This is a genomic window from Nonomuraea sp. NPDC050643 (assembly GCF_040654715.1).
In the GTDB taxonomy this organism is placed as follows: domain Bacteria; phylum Actinomycetota; class Actinomycetes; order Streptosporangiales; family Streptosporangiaceae; genus Nonomuraea.
Genome location: NZ_JBFAIM010000052.1, coordinates 55,946 through 80,599 on the forward strand (window position 1 = coordinate 55,946; position 24,654 = coordinate 80,599).

Annotated in this window: 25 protein-coding genes and 1 pseudogene; 10 read left to right on the forward strand and 16 right to left on the reverse strand. The window is 71.5% G+C overall.

Features of this window, described 5'->3' with window-relative positions:
• Positions 1-9 precede the first annotated feature (9 nt).
• Positions 10-1,191: a HAMP domain-containing sensor histidine kinase gene (locus AB0I15_RS46325; protein ID WP_358111582.1), complete on the forward strand. Its 1,182-nt coding sequence runs from the start codon at positions 10-12 to the stop codon at positions 1,189-1,191.
• Between the two features lie 37 nt (positions 1,192-1,228).
• Positions 1,229-1,885, forward strand: coding sequence for a response regulator transcription factor (locus AB0I15_RS46330; protein ID WP_358111585.1), 657 nt, complete (start codon positions 1,229-1,231; stop codon positions 1,883-1,885).
• Between the two features lie 2 nt (positions 1,886-1,887).
• Here the strand turns inward: AB0I15_RS46330 and AB0I15_RS46335 are convergent, their stop codons facing one another.
• Together AB0I15_RS46335 and AB0I15_RS46340 are read right to left on the reverse strand one after the other, a co-directional pair.
• Positions 1,888-2,700 (reverse strand): SAM-dependent methyltransferase, encoded by an 813-nt coding sequence (locus AB0I15_RS46335; protein WP_358111588.1) that lies wholly within the window; start codon positions 2,698-2,700, stop codon positions 1,888-1,890.
• Positions 2,701-2,808: 108 nt separating this feature from the next.
• Complete coding sequence (locus AB0I15_RS46340) at positions 2,809-3,816, reverse strand: LacI family DNA-binding transcriptional regulator (protein ID WP_358111591.1); 1,008 nt, start codon at positions 3,814-3,816, stop codon at positions 2,809-2,811.
• Positions 3,817-4,182: 366 nt separating this feature from the next.
• Here AB0I15_RS46340 and AB0I15_RS46345 point away from each other — a divergent pair, with 366 nt between their 5' ends.
• The 5 genes from AB0I15_RS46345 to AB0I15_RS46365 are packed head-to-tail and all read left to right on the forward strand — an operon-like array spanning position 4,183 to position 9,041.
• On the forward strand, positions 4,183-5,406 hold the full coding sequence (locus tag AB0I15_RS46345; RefSeq protein WP_358111594.1) for a sugar ABC transporter substrate-binding protein: 1,224 nt from the start codon (positions 4,183-4,185) through the stop codon (positions 5,404-5,406).
• Positions 5,403-6,344, forward strand: coding sequence for a sugar ABC transporter permease (locus tag AB0I15_RS46350; protein WP_358111597.1), 942 nt, complete (start codon positions 5,403-5,405; stop codon positions 6,342-6,344). Before AB0I15_RS46345 ends, AB0I15_RS46350 begins: the two co-directional genes overlap by 4 nt.
• 10 nt (positions 6,345-6,354) lie before the next feature.
• Positions 6,355-7,173: a carbohydrate ABC transporter permease gene (locus AB0I15_RS46355; RefSeq protein ID WP_358111600.1), complete on the forward strand. Its 819-nt coding sequence runs from the start codon at positions 6,355-6,357 to the stop codon at positions 7,171-7,173.
• Positions 7,174-7,200: 27 nt separating this feature from the next.
• Positions 7,201-7,980 carry a ThuA domain-containing protein gene (locus AB0I15_RS46360; protein ID WP_358111603.1) on the forward strand — a complete coding sequence of 260 codons (780 nt, stop codon included), beginning with the start codon at positions 7,201-7,203 and terminating at the stop codon, positions 7,978-7,980.
• Positions 7,977-9,041, forward strand: a complete 1,065-nt coding sequence (locus AB0I15_RS46365) for a Gfo/Idh/MocA family oxidoreductase (RefSeq protein WP_358111606.1) — start codon at positions 7,977-7,979, stop codon at positions 9,039-9,041. Before AB0I15_RS46360 ends, AB0I15_RS46365 begins: the two co-directional genes overlap by 4 nt.
• A gap of 131 nt (positions 9,042-9,172) precedes the next feature.
• Here AB0I15_RS46365 and AB0I15_RS46370 read toward each other — a convergent pair whose 3' ends face one another.
• The 5 genes from AB0I15_RS46370 to AB0I15_RS46390 form a co-directional block, all read right to left on the reverse strand.
• On the reverse strand, positions 9,173-9,310 hold the full coding sequence (locus AB0I15_RS46370; RefSeq protein WP_358111609.1) for a hypothetical protein: 138 nt from the start codon (positions 9,308-9,310) through the stop codon (positions 9,173-9,175).
• A 149-nt stretch (positions 9,311-9,459) separates the two neighbouring features.
• Positions 9,460-9,669, reverse strand: a complete 210-nt coding sequence (locus tag AB0I15_RS46375; RefSeq protein WP_358111612.1) for an MbtH family protein — start codon at positions 9,667-9,669, stop codon at positions 9,460-9,462.
• On the reverse strand, positions 9,666-9,851 hold the full coding sequence (locus AB0I15_RS46380; RefSeq protein WP_358111615.1) for a hypothetical protein: 186 nt from the start codon (positions 9,849-9,851) through the stop codon (positions 9,666-9,668). Before AB0I15_RS46380 ends, AB0I15_RS46375 begins: the two co-directional genes overlap by 4 nt.
• 89 nt (positions 9,852-9,940) lie before the next feature.
• Positions 9,941-10,579 carry a response regulator transcription factor gene (locus tag AB0I15_RS46385; RefSeq protein WP_358111618.1) on the reverse strand — a complete coding sequence of 213 codons (639 nt, stop codon included), beginning with the start codon at positions 10,577-10,579 and terminating at the stop codon, positions 9,941-9,943.
• Positions 10,519-10,893 carry a hypothetical protein gene (locus AB0I15_RS46390; protein WP_358111621.1) on the reverse strand — a complete coding sequence of 125 codons (375 nt, stop codon included), beginning with the start codon at positions 10,891-10,893 and terminating at the stop codon, positions 10,519-10,521. Before AB0I15_RS46390 ends, AB0I15_RS46385 begins: the two co-directional genes overlap by 61 nt.
• Before the next feature lie 113 nt (positions 10,894-11,006).
• Here AB0I15_RS46390 and AB0I15_RS46395 point away from each other — a divergent pair, with 113 nt between their 5' ends.
• Entirely contained in the window at positions 11,007-11,798 is a 792-nt protein-coding gene (locus tag AB0I15_RS46395) for a hypothetical protein (RefSeq protein ID WP_358111624.1), read from the forward strand.
• Here the strand turns inward: AB0I15_RS46395 and AB0I15_RS46400 are convergent.
• Positions 11,719-12,924, reverse strand: coding sequence for a S8 family serine peptidase (locus tag AB0I15_RS46400; protein WP_358111627.1), 1,206 nt, complete (start codon positions 12,922-12,924; stop codon positions 11,719-11,721). The genes AB0I15_RS46395 and AB0I15_RS46400 overlap by 80 nt on opposite strands.
• 178 nt (positions 12,925-13,102) lie before the next feature.
• Between AB0I15_RS46400 and AB0I15_RS46405 the strand changes: the two genes are divergently transcribed.
• Positions 13,103-14,632: an alpha-L-arabinofuranosidase C-terminal domain-containing protein gene (locus AB0I15_RS46405; protein ID WP_358111630.1), complete on the forward strand. Its 1,530-nt coding sequence runs from the start codon at positions 13,103-13,105 to the stop codon at positions 14,630-14,632.
• A 245-nt stretch (positions 14,633-14,877) separates the two neighbouring features.
• Positions 14,878-15,987 (forward strand): glycosyl hydrolase 53 family protein, encoded by a 1,110-nt coding sequence (locus AB0I15_RS46410; protein ID WP_358111633.1) that lies wholly within the window; start codon positions 14,878-14,880, stop codon positions 15,985-15,987.
• 57 nt (positions 15,988-16,044) lie between these two features.
• Here the strand turns inward: AB0I15_RS46410 and AB0I15_RS46415 are convergent, their stop codons facing one another.
• From AB0I15_RS46415 to AB0I15_RS46450, 8 genes and pseudogenes are all read right to left on the reverse strand, one after another.
• Positions 16,045-16,281 (reverse strand): DUF3040 domain-containing protein, encoded by a 237-nt coding sequence (locus AB0I15_RS46415; protein ID WP_358111636.1) that lies wholly within the window; start codon positions 16,279-16,281, stop codon positions 16,045-16,047.
• Positions 16,282-16,314: 33 nt separating this feature from the next.
• Entirely contained in the window at positions 16,315-18,084 is a 1,770-nt protein-coding gene (ctaD, locus tag AB0I15_RS46420; RefSeq protein WP_358111721.1) for a cytochrome c oxidase subunit I, read from the reverse strand.
• Positions 18,085-18,217: 133 nt separating this feature from the next.
• Complete coding sequence (locus AB0I15_RS46425) at positions 18,218-18,841, reverse strand: GAF domain-containing protein (RefSeq protein WP_358111638.1); 624 nt, start codon at positions 18,839-18,841, stop codon at positions 18,218-18,220.
• A gap of 181 nt (positions 18,842-19,022) precedes the next feature.
• The gene (locus AB0I15_RS46430; RefSeq protein WP_358111641.1) at positions 19,023-19,496 is read right to left on the reverse strand and encodes a general stress protein; all 474 of its coding nucleotides are present in this window, start codon (positions 19,494-19,496) and stop codon (positions 19,023-19,025) included.
• Positions 19,497-19,565: 69 nt separating this feature from the next.
• Complete coding sequence (locus AB0I15_RS46435; protein WP_358111644.1) at positions 19,566-22,157, reverse strand: LuxR C-terminal-related transcriptional regulator; 2,592 nt, start codon at positions 22,155-22,157, stop codon at positions 19,566-19,568.
• Positions 22,158-22,274: 117 nt separating this feature from the next.
• A complete protein-coding gene (locus AB0I15_RS46440) occupies positions 22,275-23,270 on the reverse strand; it encodes a cytochrome d ubiquinol oxidase subunit II (RefSeq protein WP_358111724.1) in 996 nt (331 codons plus the stop codon).
• 2 nt (positions 23,271-23,272) lie between these two features.
• Positions 23,273-24,202 (reverse strand): cytochrome ubiquinol oxidase subunit I, encoded by a 930-nt coding sequence (locus tag AB0I15_RS46445; RefSeq protein WP_358111647.1) that lies wholly within the window; start codon positions 24,200-24,202, stop codon positions 23,273-23,275.
• Positions 24,203-24,287: 85 nt separating this feature from the next.
• Positions 24,288-24,638 (reverse strand): annotated as a pseudogene (locus tag AB0I15_RS46450) (cytochrome ubiquinol oxidase subunit I); the annotation flags it as partial.
• Between the last annotated feature and the right edge of the window lie 16 nt (positions 24,639-24,654).

Below are 24,654 nucleotides of genomic sequence, written 5' to 3' on the forward strand. Positions count from 1 at the left end.
CTGGGACGCATGAGGAAGCCGCGGCGTACCGTCCGGATGCGTTTCACCGTCCTGTACGGTGCCCTGTTCCTGCTGTCCGGCGTCGGGCTGCTGGCCATCACCAATCTCGTGGGCCTGGGTGGCGAGCAGGTCACCCAGTCCGCGCCCGGGCCGGGCCAGGTGAGCACGTTGCCGGCCGCGGCCGAGCAGATCGCCCTGCTCCAGGCGCAGCTCGCCGGCGCGCACGAGACCCAGGCGCGTCAGGTGCTGGCCGGCTCGGCGGTGGCGCTCGCCGTCATGGCGGTGGTGTCGGCGATCCTGGGCCGGATCGTGGCCGGCCGGGTGCTGCGCCCGCTGCGGACGATCACCGCGGCCACCCGCCGGATCTCCGCCGACAACCTGCACGAACGGCTGGCCGCCGCGGGGCCCGCCGACGAGGTCAAGGATCTGGCCGACACCATCGACGGGCTGCTGGAGCGGCTGGAGGGCTCGTTCGCCGCGCAGCGCAGGTTCGTCGCCAACGCCTCCCACGAGCTGCGTACGCCGCTGGCCACCATGCGGGCCTCCCTGGACGTGGCTTTGGCCAAGCCGGATCCCGTGCCGGCGCAGACCACGGCGCTGGCGGGGCGGCTGCGTACCGAGCTCGATCAGGTGGACCGGCTGCTCGAAGGGTTCCTGCTGCTGGCCAGGGCCGAGCACGGCGCGTTGTCGGACCGTGTCACGCTCTCGCTCGGGCGGCTGCTGAGCGTCGCGCTCGACGGCCACGCCGCCGGCATCGCGGCCAAGGGGCTCACCGTGCACGCCGACGCCGTGCTCGACACCGCGTGGACACGGGGCAACGGGACGCTCCTCGCCCAGATGGTCGGCAACGTGATCGACAACGCCGTCACCCACAACGTCCACGGCGGCTGGATCCGGCTGTCCGCCGGCGCCGACCTCACCGGCGGCACCGGCGGCACGGCCCGGCTCGTCGTCGAGACCGGCGGGGCGGTGCTGGACCGGGAGCAGGTGGAGCGGCTGGGGCGGCCGTTCCAGCGGCTGGGCGCCGACCGTACCGGGGCGGGCGACGGCTCGGGGCTGGGCCTGTCGATCGTCGCGGCCGTCGCCGCCGCGCACGGCGGCGACCTCGACCTGCGCGCCCGGCCGGAGGGCGGCCTGTTGGTCATCGTCACCCTGCCGCTGGCGGCCTCGCCGGTGGAAGTGGGGGCGTGAGAGTGCTCGCCGGTGTCGTTCCGGTGGAGGTGGGGGCGTGAGGGTGCTCGTGGTGGAGGACGCGCGGGCGCTCGCCGCCGTGCTGGCCGAGGGGCTGAGCGATCAGGGCATGGCGGTTGACGTGGCCCACGACGGGCTGGAGGCCGCCGCCAAGCTCGACCTCAACGCGTACGACGTGGTCGTCCTCGACCGCGACCTGCCCGGCATCCACGGCGACATGCTCTGCCGGATGATCGCCGAACGCGACGACCGGATCATGGTCTTGATGCTGACCGCCGCCGGCTCGCCCGGCGACCGGGTGGCCGGGCTGACGCTGGGCGCCGACGACTACCTGGCCAAGCCCTTCCACTTCCCCGAGCTGGTGCTGCGCATCCGTGCCCTGGCCCGCAGGCAGCCCTCCGCCCGGCCCCGGACGCTGCGCGCCGCGGGCGTCGAGCTCGACCCGCTCCGCCGTACCGCGACCCGGGACGGCCGTCACCTGGAGCTGTCGGTGAAGGAGTTCGCCCTGCTGGAGGCCCTGCTGCGGGCCTCGCCCGCCTTCCTCAGCGCCGAGGACCTGCTCGAACAGGTGTGGGACGAGCACGCGAACCCGCTGACCAACACGGTCACGGTCACCATCGGCCGCCTGCGCCGCAAGCTCGGCGACCCGCCGGTCATCGCCACGACGCCCGGCGTGGGTTATCGCATCGCCTGAGGTCAGCCGTTCTTGCGGCCCACGCCGACGAGCACCCACGCCTTCTCGGGCCGGTCGGAGCCGAACGGGCTGTCGGGCCGCCACTCGCGGACGTAGACCAGGCCCGGGTCGACCAGGTCGAGGCCGTCGAAGAAGGGCAGCACCTCGTCGCGGGAGCGGGCGTCGCCCTCGCTGTGGCCGAGCAGCTTCTGGTAGAGCTCCACGATCGGCGCCGCGATCTCCGGCCGCGAGTCGAACACGACGTGCGTGATGACGACGTGGCTGCCCGCGGGCAGCGCGTCGATCAGCTCGGCCACGCGGCGGAAGGGGTCGCGCTCGTCCGGGATGTACTGCAGGACGCCGAACAGCAGCACCGCCACCGGCCGGTCGAGGTCGATCACCTTCCGCAGGCCGGGGTCGGCGAGCAGGGCGGCGGGGTGCATGACGTCGCCCTTGACGACGGTGGTGCGCGGCCCCCTGGCCAGGATCGCCCGGCCGTGGGTGAGCACGACGGGGTCGTTGTCGACGTAGGCCACGCGGGCGGCGGGGGCCAGGGAGCGGGCCAGCTCGTGCGTGTTGAGCTCGCTGGGCAGGCCGGAGCCGAGGTTGACGAACTGGGTGACGCCCTGCTCGACGAGGTAGCGGACCACGCGGACGTGGAACGCCTGGTGCTCCTGGGCCATGACCCGGACCTCCGGCGCGATGGCCAGCACCGCCTCGGCGGCCTCCCGGTCGGCGGCGAAGTTGTCCTTGCCGCCGATGAAGTAATCGTGCATGCGGGCGAGGTTGGGTGTGCTCGGATCGATCCCCGCGAACCACCGTGCCTCGTCACTCATGCGTCGCCCCCTCCACGGGCTGGAGAACTCGTTGATTATGCCCGATGACAGCAAGCTATGCAGAAAGGGCATGCGAGCGCTAGGGGCGGGGCCGGCCCGGCACGCGCGTCAGGGATGGGCCGGTGGGGGCGCGACCGACTGGCCCGGGATCAGCGTGCAGGGGATGAGGCGGTGCGGGGGCGCGTCCTGGACGCCTTCGAGCTGGTCGATCAGCGCGTTCGCGGCGAGCCGCCCGAGCTGGGCGGCCGGCGCCTCCATGACGGTCAGGGCCGGTTCGATCATCTCGCCGAGTTCGCGGGTGGTGGACGCCGAGATGATCGACAGGTGTCCGGGTACGGTCCGGCCGAGCGCCCGCGCCCCCTTGACGAGCCCCGCCGAGGCGCCCTCGTTCACCAGGATGACCGCCGTCGTCCGCGGGAAGTCCGCGTCGAGCGTGCGCGCGGCCTCCCGCCCGCCGGCCGAGGTGCCCTCCACGGTGACGACGGCGGGCGGCTCGCCGAGCGCCGCCATCGCGGCGCGGTAGGCGGACTCGGCCCGCATGATCCGGCCGGGCTCGTCGCCGGGCCGGGCCTTCGTGCGCTGGGTGACGAGCGCGATGCGCCGGTGACCGTAGGAGCGGAGGTGGTCGACGGCCTGGTCGATCGTGGTGTCGAAGTCGATGTCCACGAACGGCAGGTCGTCGTTCTCGGTCCGCCCGATCAGCGCGAACGGGACTCGTGAGGCGATGAGCCGGTCGACGCGGGAGTCGTGGATCTGCACCTCCATGAGCAGCGCGCCGTCCACGAGGCCGCCGGCGAGCAGGTGCGACATCTGCTCGTCGCCGTTGACCGGCCACAGCACGAGGTCGTAGCCGCGCTCGCGGGCGCCGTGGGCGGCGCTCATGACGAACTGGATCACCGTGGCGTTCGGCCGGTTCTCCAGGTCGGGGTGCAGCAGCGCGAGGATGTGCGTGCGGGAGCTGGCCAGGGCGCGGGCGACCACGTTGCGCCGGTAGTCGAGCTCCGCGATGGCGGCCTCGATGCGGGCCCGGGTCTGCGGGGCGACGGGCTTGGTGCCGTTGATGACGAACGACACCGTGGCGATGGAGACGTTCGCCCGCGCGGCGACATCGCGCATCGTGACCATGGAGGACGCCTCCCGACTCGTACGGACGCGCGAGGAGCGAGGGGAACGCGCGGAAAGCAGTGCGACTATACCGCAGCCTCGAGCGTAAAACGTTTAACTTGTGGTTGACATCACCGGACGATAGGCGCAACATACTTCACAAGCAAGCGCCGGTTAAGCGCTTTTCCTTGTCAGTGTCCACGGCCCATGAGCACCGAGGCCCCGCGAAAAAGGGATGAGCCTCGGGCGGTCGCGCACGCGCGTCCCACGCCTCCTGTTTCTTTTCCCGACGACCGACTCCCCCCGAATGCCGTGCACCGCCGGCGACGCGGTCATGCACGGATACGCCGGATGCATTCAGCAGAAGGAGTAGCTCACATGAAGACAGCGAAGAAGCGTCGGGCGAAGGCGCACCAAGTAGCTGTCGCGGCGGCGGCCCTCCTCCCCCTTTCCCTGACAGCGTGCGGCGGATCGGGCTCCGCCGGCTCCGGCTCGCCGAACACGCTGACGATCCAGGACTACTACGAGCCGGCGCACGACCCGATCTACCGCTCGTGCGCGAAGACCACGGGCGTCGGCGTCGAGATCAGCCACATCCCGGGGCCCGGGCTGATCCCCAAGGTGCTCCAGCAGAGCTCCTCGCGCACCCTTCCCGACGTGCTGATGCTCGACAACCCCGACGTGCAGCAGATCGCCGCCTCGGGCGCGCTGGCGCCGCTGACCGACTACGGGATGAGCGGGGACGGCATGGTGGAGGCCGTGGTGAAGGCCGGCACGTACGAGGGCAGGCTGTACGGGCTCGCCCCCTCCGTGAACACCCTCAACATCTTCTACAACAAGGACCTGTTCGAGGCCGCCGGCATCACGGAGCCGCCCAGGACGTGGGACGAGTTGCGGGCGTACGCGAAGAAGCTGACCGGGCAGGGCCGTTACGGCTTCGCGATGAGCAACATCAACACCTACGAGGGCTCGTGGCAGTTCCTGCCGTTCATGTGGGGCAACGGCGGCTCGGAGCAGAACATCGCCGCCCCGGAGACCGCCCAGGCGCTGCAGTTCGTCCTCGACCTGCAGAACGACGGGTCGATCTCCAAGAGCTCCGTCAACTGGAGCCAGGACGACGTGATCAGCCAGTTCATCGCGGGCAAGGCCGCGATGGTCGTCAACGGGCCGTGGCAGATCCCCACCCTGCGGAAGCAGAAGAACGTGACGTGGGCGGCGTTCACGGTCCCGACCCGGCTGGCGTCGCAGACGACGGTCGCGCCGCTCGGCGGTGAGGTGTACACGGTGCCGCGCACGGGCGACAAGGCCAAGATGACCAAGGCCGGGCAGTTCGTGAAATGCCTGATCTCGCCGGAGATGCAGCTCGAGTCGGCCAAGCTCCGGCAGACCGTGCCGTCGGACCTGAAGGTGGCCGCGGAGTTCGGGAAGTCCAACGAGGTGATCGCCCCGTTCGTGACGGCCGTGAAGACGGCACGCGCGCGCACCGCGATCCTGGGCGAGGAGTGGCCGAAGGCGGCGACCAGGATCTATACCGCCGTGCAGGCCGCCCTGACCGGCAAGGCCGATCCGGCGCAGGCGCTGCGGCAGGCCCAGAGCCAGTGACGTCGGCAGACCTGCGCCTCGGGGCCGGGGCGGGCCCCCTGGGGAGAGGAGCCCGCTGGTCGCGCCTGGTCCGGCGCCATTCGCACTGGTTGTTCTCGCTGCCGGCCATCGCCTTCGTGGCGCTGTTCTTCGGTTATCCCATCGTCCAGAACGTCGTCATGAGTTTCCAGGAATACACGACGGAGACGTTCTACACCGGCGAGGCGCCGTGGGTCGGCCTGGCGAACTACGTGACGTCGCTGTCGAGCAGCCTGTTCACGACGACCGTGGTCAACACGGCGCTGTTCACGATCGGGTCGATCTCGTTCCAGTTCACGATCGGGCTCGCGCTGGCGCTGTTCTTCAAGCGCAATTTCCCGCTGAGCGGTTTCCTGCGGTCGTTGCTGCTGCTTCCGTGGCTGCTGCCGCTGATCGCCTCCAGCGCGGTCTGGAAATGGATCCTCGACCAGGAGAGCGGCGTCCTGAACCAGTTTCTCGGGCTGTTCGGGATCGCGCCCGTGCCCTGGCTGGTCAGCCCCGGTCTCGCGCTCGCCGGGGTGATCGGGGTGAACATCTGGCTGGGGATCCCGTTCAACGTCGCGATCCTCTACAGCGGACTGCAGGCCGTGCCGCGCGAGCTGTACGAGGCGGGAGCGCTGGACGGCGCGGTCGGCCGGAAGGCGTTCCGGCACATCACCTGGCCGAGCATCCGTCCCGTGGTCAGCGTCGTCATGGTGCTCGGCGTCGTCTACACGCTCAAGGTCGTCGACATCATCCTCGGCCTGACCGGCGGCGGCCCGGCCAACTCCACCCAGACGCTGGCCACGAACGCGTACAACAAGTCGTTCGTGGAGTTCGACTTCGGGCAGGGCGCGGCGCTCAGCAACATCCTCATCGTCGTGTCGCTCGCCTTCTCCCTGGTCTACCTCTACATCTCGCGCCGCGAGCCCGACGAGTGAAGAGCCTGACGTGAACGATTCCGCGACCGTGCGCCGGCTGCCGATGACGGCGCTGGGCGTCCTCTTCCTGACCGTGATGATCTTCCCGGTCTACTGGATGGTCAACAGCAGCCTGCAGGCCAACTCCGGTGCCGCCGCCACCTCCTTCTTCCCGTCCAGCCCGACGCTCTCGGGGTACGCGACGGCGATCTCGGAACAGGGCGCGAACTTCGTCACGAGCCTGATCATCGCGGTGGGCACCGTCGTGCTGACGCTGCTCGTCGCGACGCCGGCCGCCTACGGGTTGTCGCGCTTCCGTACGCGGGGCGGCAACGTGTTCCTGCTGGTGCTGCTGGTCACGCAGATGATCCCCGCCATGGTCATCGCGAACGCGCTCTATCCCCTGTTCAACTCCCTCAACCTGCTCAACAACGTCTTCGGCCTGATCCTGGCCAACACCGCCGGCGGGATCCCGTTCGCGGTGCTGCTCATCAGGGCGTTCATGGGGGCCATCCCGCGGGCGCTCGTGGAGGCGGCGCTGGTGGACGGGGCGAACAACCTGCGGGCGTTCGTCTCGATCGTCGTACCGATCAGCAAGAACGCGCTGGTGACCGCCGCGCTGTTCACCTTCCTCAACGCGTGGAGCGACTTCCTGTTCGCGCTCACGCTGACCAGCACCCCCGAGGTCCGGCCCATCACGCTGGGCATCTACGACTACATCAGTGCGAACACGCAGAATTGGGGTCCGGTGATGGCCACCGCCGTGCTCGCCTCCATCCCGGCGGGCCTGCTGCTGATCTTCGCGCAGCGCTCCATCGCGGCCGGCGCCGTCAGCGGCGCCGTCAAGTAAGAGCCGTCAAACAGGAAAGGAACGTACGTGAGCATCCACGTCACGGTGTGGGGCGAGAACCGCCACGAGCAGGTCGAACCCGAGGTCGCCGCGATCTATCCGGACGGCATGCACAACGCCGTCCGGCGCGGCATCGAGCACTGGCTGGGCGACGGGGCGACGGTCGCCACGGCCACGCTGGACGATCCCGAGCACGGCCTGACCGAGGAGGTGCTGGCGAACACCGACGTCCTCACCTGGTGGGGCCACGCCGCCCACGGGGAGGTGGCCGACGAGGTGGTGGAGCGGGTGCACCGGCACGTGCTGTCCGGCATGGGCCTGGTGGTGCTGCACTCCGGCCACTGGTCGAAGATCTTCACCAAGCTCATGGGCACCACCTGCACGCTGCGCTGGCGCAGCGACAACGACCGCGAGCTGGTCTGGACGGTGAACCCGGCCCACCCCATCGCGCGCGGCATCCCGCACCCCATCGTGATCCCCGCCCAGGAGATGTACGGGGAGCAGTTCGACATCCCGGCCCCCGACGAGCTCATCTTCATCAGCTCGTTCACCGGCGGCGAGGTGTTCCGCAGCGGCTGCACCTTCCGCCGGGGCAACGGCAAGATCTTCTACTTCAGCCCGGGTGACCAGGACTATCCGGTGTACCACCACGAGGACGTGCTGCACGTGATCGCCAACGGCGTGGAGTGGGCGGCCGGCGACCGGTCCCGGCGCGAGTTGCCGAACCTGCTCCGCTACGAGATGGGCGACTTCCACACCGGGCACGGCTACCGGGGCGCGATGAGCAACAAGGAGAGCGCGGAGTGACGCTGCGTTTCGTACAGGTGGGGGCGGGCGCGATGGGCCTGGTCTGGATGCGGACGCTGGCCGCCGCCGAGGGGGTCGAGCTGGTCGGGGTGGCCGACCTGGACACCGGCCGGGCGCGGGCGGCGGTCCGGAGCGTCGGCCTCGACGTGGCGGTGGCCTCCTCGCTCGGCGGGCTCCTCGCGGTGACCGAGGCGGACGCCGTGCTGAACGTGACCGTGCCGGCCGCCCACACGGCGGTCAACGTCGAGGCGCTCTTCGCCGGGCTGCCGGTCCTGTGTGAGAAGCCGGCCGCGCCCACACTCGCCGAGGCGCTCGTCCAGGCCGCGGCGGCCGAGGCCACGGGGCGGCTACTGATGATCAGCCAGTCGCGCCGCTACTACGCCGCCCTGGCGGAGTACCGGCGCCGGATCGCCGAACTGGGCACGGTCGGGCTGCTCACCACCGGCTTCTTCAAGGGGCCGCACTTCGGCGGGTTCCGCGACGAGATGCCGCAGCCGCTGCTGGTGGACATGGCCATCCACGCCTTCGACGCCGCTCGCCACCTGCTCGGCGCGGAGCCGGTCTCGGTCACCTGCGAGAGCTGGAATCCCGCGTGGAGCTGGTATCGGGGCGACGCCGCGGCGGCGGCGACGTTCCTGTTCGACGACGGCACCCGGTACATGTTCACCGGGAGCTGGTGCGCCGGCGGGCTGGAGACCTCGTGGAACGGCGAGTGGCGGGCCTCCGGTTCCGGGGGCAGCGCGACGTGGGACGGCGAGGACCGGGTCACGTCGAGCACCGGCGGCGCGGTGGACGTGCCCCGGGGCGGCGCCGAGGAGATCGCCGGGGCGCTGGCGGACTTCGCGGCCGCGCTGCGCACGGGGGCGGAGCCGTCGGGGGCGATCGCCCGCAACCTCTACAGCCTGGCGATGGTCGAGGCGGCGATCCGCTCGGCGGAGTCGGGCGAGCGGGTGGAGATCGGCGCGTTGCTGGAACGGGCCCACGCGGACGCACTGGCCCTTCCCATGCGGGAGGAGATCCGCGAATGCCTGGAGAACAATTCCGCGGGCCCGCCGAAATAGCGCGACAAAGGAATCGAGAATCACCCTTCGCACTTGACAGTTGACCTGACAACGCCTACGGCTCTTTCATCAACGAAACTCCCGGCGAACCGCCGCGGAGTGTCCTTTTTGAAAGCTGTCCCTCGCCTCGCTCAGCAGCACCGACGCGCCCGGCCGAAGGCGAGCAGGGCGGTGACGGTGATCACCGCGATCCAGGCGAGCAGGGCGGAGCGCTGCCCGGCGACGAGGCCGTCGTCGAGGGCGCGCTGGACGGACAGGGGCAGGGACACGAGCGCGAGCCGCCAGAGCGTGGTGAGCGCGGTGGCGGCCGCGATGGCCGCGCCTTCGCTCCGCAGGCACCATCGCAGCAGGTCACGGGCGGGCCGCGGGGATCGCCCCCCGCGGCCCGTACCGGTCCGGTCGTGGGGATCACCGGCGCCTATGCGCCCATGGACCGCTGCAGGCTGAGCGGTCTCATGTCGGTCCAGTGGTGCTCGACGTAGTCCAGGGCGGCGGCGTGGGGACCGGGTCCGAAGGCCACCTCCCATCCGGTGGGCACTTCGGCGAAGTCGGGCCAGAGGGAGTGCTGGCCCTCGTCGTTGACGAGCACGAGGAAGGAGCCGTTCTCGTCGTCGAACGGATTCGTCATGGAACCTCCATGGGTGTTCGAGGTGTCGGAGCGGGTTGGTCGTCGGGTTCTCGGAGCGGGGTCAGGAAGGCGGGCAGCGCGAGCACCAGGACGCTCGCGCCGATCCCGTGGACGAGCAGCGCGGTCGCCGGGCCGGCGGCCGTGGACGGCCGCGCGTACGCCTGTCTTGGTACGCGCCTCATGACATGCCAAAACGCCTCCTCTCGTCGAGCGTTCGACCGTGGTGGCACGACAAGTATGGCCTTGAAAGTTAGGTAAGGCTAGCCTAAATTCACGCTCTTCCCGGCTCGGCCCGGCCGGTCGCCCAGGCCCAGGAGGCGATGGCGACGCGGTTCCGGGCGTCGATCTTGCGCTGGACCGCCGCGATGTGGTTCTTGACGGTGCCGGGCGCGAGAAAGAGCTCGGCGGCGATCTCCGCGTTGGTCAGGCCCCGCGCCACCCTCGCCACGATCTCCTCCTCGCGCTCGGTGAGGACGACGTCCGACGTCTCGTGCGGCACGCCCTGCCGCTGGAGCAGCCGGACGGTGAGCTGGGGGCTGATGAGCATGTCGCCGTTCATCGCGGCCCTGACCGCCTCGACGAGCAGGGCGGGGCCGGAGCGCTTGAGGATGAAGCCGCAGGCGCCGTGGCGCAGCGCCGCGTGCACGTACTCCTTGCGGCCGAACGTGGTGACGATCACGACGTGGACGCCCGTACCGGCCAGGGCGCGGGCCACCTCGATGCCGTCGGCGCCGGGCATGCGGATGTCGGCGAGCACGACGTCGGGCTCGATCGCCTTCGCGGTCTCGATGGCGGTGCGGCCGTCGGCGGCCTCGGCGACCACCGTCATGTCGGGCTGCGCGTCGAGGATCAGCCGGAAGGCGCTTCTGATGCCTTCCTGGTCGTCGGCGATGAGGATGCGGGTGGACACCCCGGTGATTGTGCCAGCGGCAGGCGGGCGGCCAGCGACCACCCGTCCGGTACGGCCCGCGCCACCAGCTCGCCCCCCTGCGCCCGGACCAGCGCGGCCAGCGCCGGCACCCCGGTCCCGCCCCGCCGGCCGCTCCCCGTCCCCGTCACGCCGTCGTTGGTCATCGTGATCGCGAGCGCGCCGGCCTCGGCGGTGACGGCCAGGTCGACGCGGGTGGCGCCGGGCGCGTGCCGCCGCACGTTGGTCAGCCCCTCGATCACGATCCGGTACGCCAGCGCCCCCACCTCTGCGGGAACCGCCGCCCCCGGGTCCATGCTCAGCCGGACCCCGGCCGCGCCCGCCTCGGTGAAGCGCCGGGCCGCCGCGGCGATGCCGCTCAGATCCCCGGCGGGGCCGGGCGGCGTCCTTCCTGGCCTGGCCGATCGCCGTGTTCCTGGTCCTGGTGATCCCCGACTCCCGGCTCATGATGGGCGTGGCGTACACACCGCTGCTGCTGGTCGCGCCGCCCTTCGGCTGGGGCCTCGGCGGCGCCACGTTCGCCGACGCCTGGCCGTGGCCGGTGCTCAACCAGCTCCTGTGCGTGGTGGGCGGGCTGCTGCTGGCCGCCACCGCGCTCGCGTACGGCCGCGACCGCGCCCGCTGGTTCACCCCGGAACGCGGGCGGCGGGCGGTGTACGTGGCCGTCGGGGTGCCGCTGGTGTACTGCCTGACCCGGTGGGCGTGGGCCCTGGGCGTCCCGCTGGGCGTGAACCGGGAGTTCCTGGCCGCGGGCGAGGACGGGCTCTGGCTGGCGGGGGCGTACCTGGCGACGTTCGGGGCGCTCGGCGGCGTGCTCACGCTGGGGCCGATCCAGCGCTGGGGCGAGGTCTTCCCCCGCTGGATCCCCGGGCTGCGCGGCCGGCGGGTGCCGCCCCTGCTGGCGGTCGTCCCGGCCGGGTTCGTCTCGATCATCGTCACCGTGGCCGGGCTGACCTACCTCAGATGGACCCTCGCGGGCCGCTTCGCCCTGGCGGAGTGGGGGCCTGGCTGCCGGAGTGCTTCTGGCCGGTCTGGGGCGCCGCGCTGGCCTTCGCCACCGTCTCGTACCACCTGCGCCGCAGGCGCGAAGCGGCGCCCTGACCGGCGATCTGGCGGCGGGGCTACGCCGGAGCGCGTACCAGGCCGGCGCCGAGGTCCTCGAAGTCGGCGTTCTCGTCGAAGACGTCCCTGGCGGCGGTGAGCAGCAGCCGGCCCGTCACCGCCGCCGCCCTGGCGCCCTCGTCGGCCGCCCGCAGCTCCTCCCACCACAATGCCGCCGCGCCCGTCACGTGCGGCGCCGCCATGCTGGTGCCCCTCTTGGCGATCAGCCCGCCGCCCGCGAGCGCCGACACGACCTCCACGCCGGGCGCGCTGATCTGCGCGAACGTGTTGGAGAACGGCGCCACCGACAGCCGTCCCGACGGGTCGAGCCGCAGCGCGCCCACCCCGATCATGCCCTCCGCCGCGGCCGGCAGTTCGGGGCCGACGTCGAAGGACGGGTTGAGCTCGCGGTGGCTGGAGTTGCCCGTCGCCGCGACCATGACGGTGCCCGATCCGAACGAGGCCCGCGCCGCCACCATCCGCATCAGCGAGTCGTACAGCCTCAGCGTCGCCCGGTACGACTCCAGCGCGATCGCGGTGGCCAGGAACTGCGGCAGCCCCTGGTCCTCCATGTTCCTGATCGCGCCCGGGAAGTCGATGCTGAGCGACATGTTGACGACGTCCGCGTTCTGTTCCAGCGCCCACAGCAGGCCCTGGATCATCCCCGCCGTGCTCCCCCGGCCGTCGTCGCCGAGCACCTTGCCGATGAGCGCCCGCTCCACGCCCGGCGCGACGCCGATCCGCATGCCGTTCACCGGCCTGCCGAAGACCGTGCCGGCGCAGTGGCTGCCGTGACCCCTCTTGTCGCCGACGCCGTCGCCGGTGAAGTCCTTCTCGACCAGCGTCATGCCCGCGAAGGCGGGGTGCGTGGCGTCGATCCCGGTGTCGAGGATGGCCACCAGCGTGCCCGCGCCGGTCCTGTCGGAGGTGTCGGCGCCGACCGCGCGCACGCCCCAGGTGACCTGCGCCGCCGCCTCCGCCTCCGGGACGGGCGCGTCGGCGTCCTCGGGGCCGCCGGGCACCTGGGTGGGCATCGGCCGGGCCATCGCCACCACCGTGTCGTCCCGCGCGAGGTCGCCGACCTCGCGCTTGGTGAGGCCGGCGATCTCGAGATGAGGCTCATGCGGTACGCCGCCGGCCCCGGACGCCGCCCCGGACGCCGTCTCGAACGGCGTGCGGGTGCTCGTCCGGCTCAGGTCGCGCAGCACGATGAAGGTGTCGCTCACGGCATCGCCTTCCTTGAGGGTTCCACGGTTCGCCGTCCCAGCGTGCGCCTCTTTGGCCGCGAGCGCCTGAGTACCCCCTTACTCAACCGGGCCACCGTGCCGGTGCCGGCGGGCGCCCGATAATCTCGCGATGCCCGAAGGGCACCGAGTCCTCCTATCGATCGCCAGGGGTTCATTCATGAGCGCTGCCGTCGTGCCTGCCATCATCAATCTCGATGTCGAGGGTCCGGTGATCAACCGGCATCTCTATGGTCATTTCGCCGAGCATCTGGGCCGCTGTGTCTACGGCGGGTTCTACGTGGGCGAGGACAGCGACCTGCCGAACGCCGGCGGGATCCGGCTGGACGTGGTGGAGGCGCTGCGGGCCTTGAACATCCCGAACCTGCGCTGGCCGGGCGGGTGTTTCGCGGACGAGTACCACTGGATGGACGGGGTCGGGCCCAAGGAGCGGCGGCCGTCGATGGTCAACACCCATTGGGGCAACGTCGAGGAGAACAACCACTTCGGCACGCACGAGTTCATGGCCCTGTGCGAGTTGCTCGGCGCGGAGCCGTACATCAGCGGCAACGTCGGTTCGGGCACCGTCAAGGAGATGAGCGACTGGGTGGAGTACCTCACCCGCGAGGGCGACTCGCCGATGGTGCGGCTGCGCAAGACCAACGGGCGCGAGGAGCCGTGGCGGGTGCGCTTCTGGGGGCTCGGCAACGAGGCGTGGGGCTGCGGCGGCAACATGACCGCGCAGCAGTACGCCGCCGAGGCCCGCCGGTACGGCACCTTCAGCCGCGACCACGGCGACAACAAGCTCTACCGCATCGCGGCCGGCGCCAACTCGGACGACTACGCCTGGACCGAGACGCTCATGAAGCAGCTCGGCGACCTGGGCTGCGCCTACCGGCCGCAGGGCTTCATGCAGGCGCTGTCGTTCCACTACTACACGATCCCGGGCACCTGGCAGGACAAGGGCGACGCCACGGTCTTCGACACCGGCGACTACTACCGCACCCTGGTCCAGGCCGCCCGCGTCGACGAGCTCATCACCGGCCACGCGAACGTGATGGACTGCTACGACCCGGGCCGGCAGGTGGGCCTGGTTCTGGACGAGTGGGGCACCTGGTGGAACGTCGAACCGGGCACCAACCCCGGCTTCCTCTACCAGCAGAACACCCTGCGCGACGCCCTGGTGGCGAGCCTGCACTTCGACGTCTTCCACCGCCACGCCGGCCGCCTCGTCATGGCCAACATCGCCCAGACGGTGAACGTGCTGCAGGCCATGATCCTCACCGACCCCGACACCGGCGCGCTCGTGCTCACCCCCACCTACCACGTGTTCGAGATGAACAAGGGCCACCAGGACGCCGCCTCGCTCCGCGTCGACACCCCCGCCGGCCTGCCCGCCCGCGAGGTCGGACCGGCCTCCCTGGCGACCGTGTCGGTGTCGGCCAGCCGTAAGGACGGCCGCCTGCTCGTGTCGGCGTCGAACCTGGACGCCGACCAGCCCGCCGACCTCGAGCTCGACCTGCGCGGCGGCGCCGTGGCGGACGTCCACGCCCGGCTCCTCACCGCCGGCGCCCTCCAGTCCCACAACACCCCCGACGCGCCGGCCACGGTCGCCCCCCGCGCCCACGACCGGGTCACGACCACCGCCACCGGGCTGCGCGTCCACCTGCCCGCCCACTCCTTCGTCACCGTGGAGGCCCGCCTCACCTGACGGCCGCCGCCCGGCCGCACACGACCCGAGGCGCTCCCCGGATGTCAAGGGGGGCGCCTCGGGTTTTCTCGCTGAAAGTCGGATCTTCCCCGTGCCGGGTTCATCATTTATCCTCATGCCCAAACCAGTCTGTGAACGTTCACAGACAACAAACGACCGTTTCACACCTCAAAAGCCGATTTTTCAGGTATGTCTCCCCCCAACCCGTCCGTGAACGTGCACACAACACGACCAAGGAGATCGGGATGCCCGCATACCGCTTACCCACGACGATCCTGCTCGCCCTCGCGACGCTCCTCGTCCTCGTGCTCACCCCCGTCCCCGCCACCGCCGCCACCCTGACGATGCGCGGCGCCGACATCTCCTCGGTCCAGCGCAGCCTGGACCTCGGCGGCAGGTACTACAACGCGGCGGGCACGGCCGCCGACCCCCTCGACATCCTCACCGGCGTCGGGGTCAACTACGTCCGGCTGCGCATCTGGAACAACCCGGCGAGCGGCTACAGCAACAAGGCGAAGGTCCTGGCCTACGCCAGGGCGGTCAAGGCCAGGGGCCTCGGCCTGATGATCGACTTCCACTACTCGGACACCTGGGCCGACCCGGGCAAGCAGTTCAAGCCAGCGGCGTGGGCCGGTCACGGCATCGGCCAGCTCCAGACGGACGTCTACGACTACACCTACGACATCTGCAACAGCCTCAAGGCGCAGGGCACCACGCCGGACAGCGTGCAGATCGGCAACGAGATCAACGTCGGCATGCTCTGGAACGACGGCAGGGTCGTCAACAACGACTTCACCAACCTGAGCCTGCTGCTGAAGGCCGGCTACAACGCCACCAAGGCGTGCAACGGCGGCACCCAGGTGATCATCCACACCGCCAACGCCAACAGCATGGCCAACGCGCGCTGGTTCTACGACGGGATCCGCGCCAAGGGCGTGCCGTGGGACATCACCGGGCTGTCGTACTACTGCATGTGGCACGGCTCCCTGTCCACGCTCTCGTCGGTGATCAACGACACGCGGACGCGTTACGGCAAGCCGGTCGTCGTGGCGGAGACCGCGTACCCGTTCACCTCGGCCAACGCCGACAGCGAGGCGAACGCGGTGAACGGCGGCGCGCCCTGCTCCGGCTACCCGGCCACCTGGGCGGGCCAGGCGAGCAACTTCACCGCCGTCCAGAACACCGCCCGCTCGGCCGGGGCGATCGGCGTCTTCTACTGGGAGCCCACCTGGTACGCCATCCCCGGCCACGGCTGGGACCCCGCCAACATGAACGGCACCGGCAACCAGTGGGACAACATGGCCATCTTCAACTGGACCGGCGGCATCAACCCGAACATCAGATGGACCCCCTGATCAGCACGCAGGCGGAACCCGAGGTGCTCAGAAGTGCCCGCCCACGACGAACACCTCTCAGAAGTGCCCGCCCACGACGAACACCACGACCACCTGGAGGACGATGAGACCGAGCACGGCGACGATCACGCCCACGAACTCGCGGCGCGTCACCGGGCAGGCGAACCGCTGCGCGCCGTGCCGGTGCGGCGCCGAGCTGAGCAGGTCCATGCGCCGGGCGAAGGCGCGGTCACGCCCGCGCAGGCCCTGCTCTATCTCGGCCAGCGCCCGGCGCTCCGCGTCGGACAGATCCATGACGCGATCACCCCACCGCCGCCGCGTCCCGCGTCACGGCCTCTCCCTGTCCGAGCCGGCCCCGCCGTCGTCCCACGACCTGTCGAGCTCGCCGTGGTCACCAGCCCTGTCGAGCTCGTCGCGGTCACGAGCCCCCTCGGCCTCGTCGTCGAGATGCCCCCGGTACACGTGCGGATGATGCAGGTCGAACGCGGGCCGCTCGGAACGGATCGGCGGCATCGAGGTGAAGTTGTGCCGCGGCGGCGGGCACGAGGTCGCCCATTCCAGCGCGTTGCCGAACCCCCACGGGTCGTCCACGGTGACCCGTGGGGCGTGGCGGGCGGTGTACCAGACGTTGAACAGGAACGGCAGCGTGGACAGGCCGAGGATCAGGGCGCCCACCGAGGAGAACAGGTGCAGGTCGGTGAAGCCGTCGGCCGCGCTGTAGTCGGCGTACCGGCGGGGCATGCCCAGCGCCCCCAGCCAGTGCTGCACCAGGAACGTGGTGTGGAAGCCGATGAACAGCAGCCAGAAGTGCCACTTGCCGATCCGGTCGTCGAGCATCCGGCCGGTCATCTTCGGCCACCAGAAGTAGAAGCCGGCGAACATGGCGAAGACGACCGTGCCGAAGACGACGTAGTGGAAGTGCGCGACCACGAAGTAGGAGTCGTGCAGGTGGAAGTCCAGCGGCGGTGAGGCCAGGATGACCCCGGTCAGCCCGCCGAGCAGGAACGTCACCAGGAACCCGATCGCGAACAGCATCGGCGTCTCGAAGCTGAGATGGCCGCGCCACATCGTGCCGATCCAGTTGAAGAACTTCACGCCGGTGGGCACCGCGATGAGGAACGTCATGAAGGCGAAGAACGGCAGCAGCACCTGCCCGGTGGGGAACATGTGGTGCGCCCACACGGTCATCGACAGCCCGGCGATGGCGATGGTGGCCGCGACGAGGCCGATGTAGCCGAAGGTCGGCTTGCGGCTGAACACCGGGATGACCTCGGTGATGATGCCGAAGAACGGCAGCGCGATGATGTAGACCTCGGGATGGCCGAAGAACCAGAACAGGTGCTGCCACAGCATCGCCCCGCCGTTCTCCGGATCGAAGACCTGGGTGCCCAGCTTGCGGTCCGACTCCAGCACCAGCAGCGCCGCGGCCAGCACGGGGAAGGCCATCAGCACGAGCATGCTGGTCAGCAGCACGTTCCAGGTGAAGATCGGCATCCGGAACATCGTCATGCCGGGCGCCCGCAGGGCGATGATCGTGGTGAAGAAGTTCACCGAGCCGAGGATCGTGCCCAGGCCCGACAGCGCCAGCCCCATGATCCACAGGTCGCCCCCGGTGAAGGGGCTGAACGTCATGTGCGACAGCGGCGTGTACGCGGTCCAGCCGAAGTCCGCCGCGCCGCCACTGGTGAAGAAGCCGGACACCACCATCAGCCCGCCGAACAGGAACAGCCAGAAGCTGACCGCGTTCAGCCGGGGAAAGGCCACGTCCGGCGCGCCGATCTGCAGCGGCATGACCACGTTCGCGAACCCGGCGAACAACGGCGTCGCGAACAGCAGCATCATGATCGTGCCGTGCATCGTGACGAGCTGGTTGTAGGTCTCCTGGCTGACGACGTGCAGGTCCGGCTGGGCCAGCTCGCCCCGGATCACCAGTGCCATCAGCCCGGCCAGGGAGAAGAACAGGAACGAGGTGATCAGATACAGGTAGCCGATCACCTTGTGGTCGGTCGACTGCAGCCAGGCCACGAGCAGCGCGCCCGTGCGATCCTCCCTGGCGGGCGCGGGCGGCGAGGTCAGCCGTTCACCGCCCGGCTTGATCGTGGTCACATCGCCCTCCGCATCGGCTCACCGGTGCCATGGGGGATCTGGCCAACGCGCTCATGCCCGCGCGTTTTCCCACGAATCCCGGCATTACCGTGCCGAACCGAATGCTTAGGGATTCTTGCCTGTGTCAGCCGTTCGCGATCGCGACGTCCAGCTCGATGCGCAGGGCCAGGAGGTCGCACAGCTCGGCGACCAGCGCGGCGTCCGACCGCGTGAACGGCGGGCTCGAGCCGCCCAGCCGGACGGCGGTGAGCGTGCCGTACGACCGGCCGCCGGCGCTGATCGGGACGCAGATCAGCGAACCGCCGGCGAAGAGTCCGGCCCACGAGGCGCCCCGCTCCTCGCGGCCCAGCGCGTACGGGTCCTCGATGCGGGCGCTGACCTGGGGCCGGCCCGTGGCATGCACCTCGCGCGCCAGCTCTCCGGGCGCCCACAGCGCCTCGGTCAGCTCGCCCGGCGGCCCGCAGCGGCCGAGCAGGACCTCGCGCCGCCAGCGACCGCCGTCGAGGAGGTCGATGAACAGCCAGTCGGCCAGCGCGGCGTGCAGCGTCCGCCCGGCCGTGCGCAGTGTCAGGGAAGGAGAAAGGAGCTGCCGGGTGAACGCCCTGCGCAGCTCCTCGCGCTCAAGGTCGTCACAGCCCGTGAGAGCGATCGGCCGGGGCTCGGACCGCATGTGCCGCGTGTGGTCCAGCCGCCGCTGCACGTGCGGAAGGTCCCTCTCGATCGCCTCCGTGTCGGCGGACTGCGGCATCGCTTCCCCTTTCGCCCGGTCATGGGCCGAGGGGCTTACTGCCCCGGGGGCGGGCGCCTATGCGGCGGCGGATCGAACAGTCCCTGGAACCGCCACAGCCCGGCCAGGACGAGCCCGGCCGGTCGGGCGGAAGCGTGCGCGGGGTCGGGGCACCGGGGGCGGGGTCACGACGGACGGTTCTCTACATGCTCGCCCTTCCGAGCAGCTCATGCGCCCTGGCGGCGTGCTCCGAGTCGACCAGCACCTCGTACTTGTCGGCCACCAGGCCGGACTCCGAGACGAAGTCCCGCTTGCCGCCCTGCACCGCGTGCGCGATCAGGCCGAAGATGGCCCCGGCCACCGCACCCCAGACCAGGCCCCAGATCAGCAGGGGCAACAGGGCCGCGGCGGTGTTCGCGAAGATCGCGAAGAACAGGCCGATGAGCAGGCCGAACCAGGCTCCGCTCAACGCGCCCCAGCCGGCCGCCCGCAGGTACGTCATGCGCGCGACGACCTGCTCGATCGAGCGCAGCCCGACGCCCACGATGAGCGTGCCCTGCACCGGGAACCCGTGGTCGGACAGGTGGTCGACGGTCTTCTGCGCCTCCTCGTAGGTGCGGTAGGTCGCGATCGGCTCCTTGTTGGTGGTGATGAGTTTCGGCGTGACAGTGAACATGGGTTTCCCCCCTCTTCCAGTTCGGAGTCTGCTCCCGCCGTCCTGCCACCACATCCCCCACCCGTGTAGTCATGACCTCCCGCCGTTCGGGCGATCGGCGCTGTCCCCCGCACCGTCTCCGGCCCTGTCTCTGGCCACCGCGAGCCGCGCGAGCTCCATCCGGGAGTTGATGCCCAGCTTCCGGTAGATCTGTCGCAGGTGGAAGGAGACCGTGTGCACGCTGATGAACATCTGCTCGGCGACCTGCTTGTTGGTGTGGCCGGCCACGACCAGCGAGATCACGGTGTGCTCGGTCTCCGTGAGGCTCTCCCAGCCGGACTCCGGGCGGTCGGCGTAGTGCCAGTGGCGGTGGCGTACTCCCATGCCGCGCAGCCGCTGCCTGACGCGGGCCGCGTCCCTGGCGGAGCCGGCGTCCTGGTAGATCGTCAGGGCGCGGTCGAGGCCGCCGGCCGCCCGCCCGCGTTCTCCGGCGGCGTCCAGCGCCATCGCCAGGTCCTCCAGGGCCGACGCCCGCGACCACGGGTCCGCGGCCTGGTCGGCGGCCCTGGCCAGCGCCTCGCGGTCGCCGTCGAGCAGCCCCCGGGCGTGCGCGGCGGACGCGGCCTGCGCCGGGAACTCCGGGTTGGCCTGGCTGAGCGCCTCCGCCCCGGCGACGACGGCCTCGGCGCCTCGGCGGTCCCCGGCGCGGAGGGCGAGCCGGACCAGCCACGGGCTCACGGTGGGGACCGGCCGCAGCACCGACGCGCCCCGCCCGTCACGGGGCACCTCCGCGAGCAGGTCCGGCGCACCCTCCGGACCGTCACGAGCCTCCCTGACCAGAACCGACACCATGGCGTGCCAGGCACACGCCTCGACCGAGCCCTCGGCCGGGCCGGCGATGTGCCGGGACGCTTCCAGGAGTTCGCCGCGCCGCAGCGCCACGGCGGCGAGCAGGGCGGCGGCGGCCGGGGCGGACAGTGGGGTGTGCAGGGCGCCGGCCAGGTCCAGGGCGCGCTCCGCCTCCCGCGCCGCGCCGGCCGGCCGTCCCGCGACGAACTCGGCCCGCGCCCGAAGGGCCGACAGGTCGGCGGCCCAGGCCAGGTCGTTGTGGGCGAACATGGCGTCATGCGCCCGCTGGAGCACCGCCTGCGCCTCGTCGGCGCGGCGCGCGTCGATGAGCATGGCGGCGGCGGCCAGCCGTGGCTCGTGGCGACGCCACCCCGGCTCCTCCGTGCCGGCCAGGCGTTCGGCCTCGGCGGCGAGCGCCAGCGCGTCGGAGAGCCTGCCCTCCTCCCATTCGGCCACGGCCAGGGCGGTCAGCGCCGCCGCCACGGCGGCCGGGCCGTGGCGTGAGTGCGCGCCGATCACCTCCTGCGCGAAGATCCGCGCGGGTACGCCGCCGCCCAGGCGGGTCACCACGTACAGGCGGACGAGGGTCGCCCGGTCACGGACGTGGTGCGGCAGCCCGGGGACGGCCAGCACGGTCTCGGCCTCGCGCACGGCCTCGTCGCCCCGGCCGGTCAGGTACAGGATGTCGGCCAGCAGGGAGCGCAGCTCCGCCGTACCGTAGACGGAACCGTGCGCGGAGCCGTGCTCGGCGGCCAGCCGCCGCCTGACCGTCTGCTCGGCCTCCGCCAGCCGGCCCTCGGCGATCACCGCGTCCATGGCCTCGGTCGCGGGACCGGGCAGGAGGAGGGCGGCCGCCGGCTCCGCCGCCTTCAGCAGGCCGAGCTGGCCGGTGAGAGTGCGCCGGACCAGGGCCGGCACCCCGGCGGCGACGACGTCGGCGACCAGCGCGTGCCGGCAGGCGAGCCCTTGCGCGGTCACGTGGAGAAGGCCCGCGCCCGCGCTCTCCTCGATCGCGGGCAGCAGCGCGGCCGGGGTGCTGCCGAGCAGCGACGCGGCCTGCTCCAGTGACACCGTCCCGCCCAGGACGGCGACCGTCTCCACCAGGCCCCTGGCCTCCGTGCCGAGGGCGTCGAGCCAGCCCCGCACCACCGCCCGCAACCGAGGTGGGAGCAGCTCGCCGGCGGCGGGCTCCCCGTCGCGCAGGCCGGCCAGCAGCTCGGCGATCAGCAGCGGGTTCCCGCCCGCGCCGTCCACCAGGGCCCGTGTCGCGCCGGACGGCGCTCTGCCGAGCGCGTCCGCGACCATCGCCCGGACGGCGTCCGGCGTGAGGGGCGCGAGCGCCATCCGCTCGGCCCCATGGCGTTCCAGCAGGTCGAACAGGAGGGTGGCCGGGCTCTCCCTGGGCACGGTGGAACGGCTCAGCAACCAGCCGGCCGGCCGGTCGCGCAGCCGCTCGTGCACCGCGCGCAGGGTCGTCAGCGTGGCCGGGTCCGCCCGCTGCAGATCGTCGAGCGCGACCAGCACCGGCTCCCCGGCCCGCTCCTCGAAGGCCGCCGTCAGCCGGTCCAGCAGCCGCGCCCGCGAGCCGAGGGGATCGCCCTCCCGCTCAGGGCTCGCGTGCAGGGCATCGAGCAGCAGGTCACACGGCACGGGCTCGCCCAGCTCCGCCACGCCGCCGTGGATCACGGCCAGCCCGCGCGCGGAGGCCGCGGCGACGGCCTCGCCGAGCAGCCGGCTCTTGCCGGATCCCGGTTCGCCGTCCACCAGCAGGGTCCCGCCCCCGCCGCGGCGCAGCACGCGCAGCAGGCCCTCGACGTGACGCCGTTCCCGCATCTTCGCCTCCGTTCAACCGCTCCCCGTGAGGGGATGGGAGAACCTCAAGGCCGGCGAGATCTTTCTCGCCCGGATTTTTCCCTTTTCTACGCGTCCAAGGGATGTGAGGCCGGGGGATCAGCGGCGTTCCCGCTGGAACACGGCGTACAGGAGCCAGAGCGACGGGAGGAGCAGGAGCGCGCCGACGGCCAGGGCGCCGAGGGTGGCGGCCAGGACGGAGCCGGTGGCGGTGGCCTCGGCCAGGGGGACGCCGGGCAGCAGGACCGGGTACTGGCCCACGCCCCAGCCCCACAGCAGGCCGAGCACGGCGAGCGCGGCGGTGATGCGCACGGCCAGGTACGCGCGCCGCCACATGAGCGCCAGCGAGGCCAGCCCCGCCACCACGGACAGCACCAGGAACGGCAGCGCGCCCCCGGAGGTCAGCTCGGCGAACAGGCCGGGCGCGTCGGCTCGCAGAACGAGCAGTCCCGCCGCCGACAGCGCCCCGACGACGGCCCCGCAGCCCAGCGCCCGCCGGCGGAAGCCCTCGGCCAGGTCGTCCGCGCCGCCGCGCTGCGCGTCACGGGCCAGGAAGACGGCGGCCAGGTACGCCGCGGTGCCCACGGCCAGCGCGCCGGCCACCAGCGACGTCGGGTTGACCCAGCTCCCGACCAGGTCGCCGCGGGCGATCCCGGGCGGCACCCGCCCCGAGGCGATGGCGCCGGCCAGCGTGCCCAGGAAGAACGGGGTCGCCACCGACGAGAAGGCGAACGTGGCGCCGAACAGGCGGCGCTGCCACGGCTCGGTGGAGACCTTGCGGAAGGCGAACGCCGCGCCGCGCCCGATGATGCCCAGCGCGGCCAGGGTGAGCGGGATGTAGAGGGTGGAGGCGACGGCGGCGAACACCGGCGGGATGCCGGTCCACATCAGCACGATGACGAAGATGAGCCAGACGTGGTTGGCCTCCCAGATCGGGCCGATGCTGTGCTCGACCAGCGCCCGCTGCCGCCTTCCCGGCTCGGCCCGGCCGGCGAGCAGGTCCCAGACGCCGCCGCCGAAGTCCGCTCCGCCGAACAGCACGTACGCGCTGAGCCCCACCCACAGGACGGCCAGCATGATCTCCGGCAGCGGCATGGTCAGACGACCTTGTAGTCGGTGACGTCGCGCTCCTGCGGCGCGATCGGCACGGGGATGTGGCGGGCCAGGCGGCGCAGCACGTAGACGGTGGCCACGGTGAGCACCACGTAGACCGCGGCCACCAGGACGAACCCCCAGACCAGGCCGGGCGCCGGGTTGACCGCCTCGAACGTGCGCATGACGCCGAACACGATCCACGGCTGGCGGCCGACCTCGGTGACCACCCAGCCGGACTCCAGCGCCAGCACGGCGGCCACGCCCGACAGCGCCGCCGCGCGCAGGAACCACGGCGAGCTCGGCAGGTCGCGCCGCCGCCACCACGACAGCGCCAGCCAGAACGCGAGGAACAGCAGGGCGAAGCCCATGCCCACCATGATCTGGAACGCCCAGTGCACGACGTTGACGGGCGGCCGGTCGGCGGGCGGCACCTCGTTCAGTCCGCGGATCTCGGCGTCCGGGTTCCAGTGGGCCAGCAGGGACAGGCCGTCGGGGATCTCCAGCGCGTACTTCAGCTCGCCGTCCACGGCGATGCCGCCGATGTGGAGCGGGACGCCGCGCGCGGTCTCGAAGACCCCTTCCATGGCGGCCAGCTTGACCGGCTGGTGCTCGGCCACGAAGTGCGCGGCCCAGTCGCCCACACCGATCTGCACCGGCGTGATGACGGCGGCGACGGTCAGCGGCAGCAGCAGGCCGAGGCGGTGGTAGCGGTCGCGCCGGCCGCGCAGCATGGCGACCGCGTAGACGCTCGCCATGCCGAACCCGGCCACCATGAACGCGGCCAGGATCATGTGGACGGTCTGCGGCGGCGTGGCCGGGTTGAACATCGCCGCCCACGGATCGACGGCGACGACGCGGCCGTTCTCGACGTCGAAGCCGGTGGGATGCTGCATCCACGCGTTGGCGGTGACGACGAAGAACGCGCTGGCCACGCCGGCCAGCACGATCGGGATCCCGGCACAGCAGGTGCGCGACCGGGGGCAGGCGGTCCCAGGCGTACAGGTAGATGCCCAGGAAGATGGCCTCGATGAAGAACGCGATGCCCTCCAGCGCGAACGGCAGGCCGATGACCTCGCCGTAGACGCCCATCAGGCCCGGCCACAACAGGCCCATCTCGAAGGACAGGATGGTGCCGGAGACCGCGCCGACGGCGAACAGCACACCCAGCGCCTTGGCCCAGCGGCGGGCCAGCAACTGGTAGTGCTTGTCGCCGGTGCGGTGGCCCCGCCACTCGGCGAGCAGGGTGAGGGTCGGCATCCCCACCCCGAGGCAGGCGAGGACGATGTGCCAGCCGAGCGACAGGGCCATCTGCGACCGCGCCGCGCCCAGGTCGGCGGCGACGACGTCGTTCAGGTGGTGAACGACCATCGTGTGCCTCCCGGGG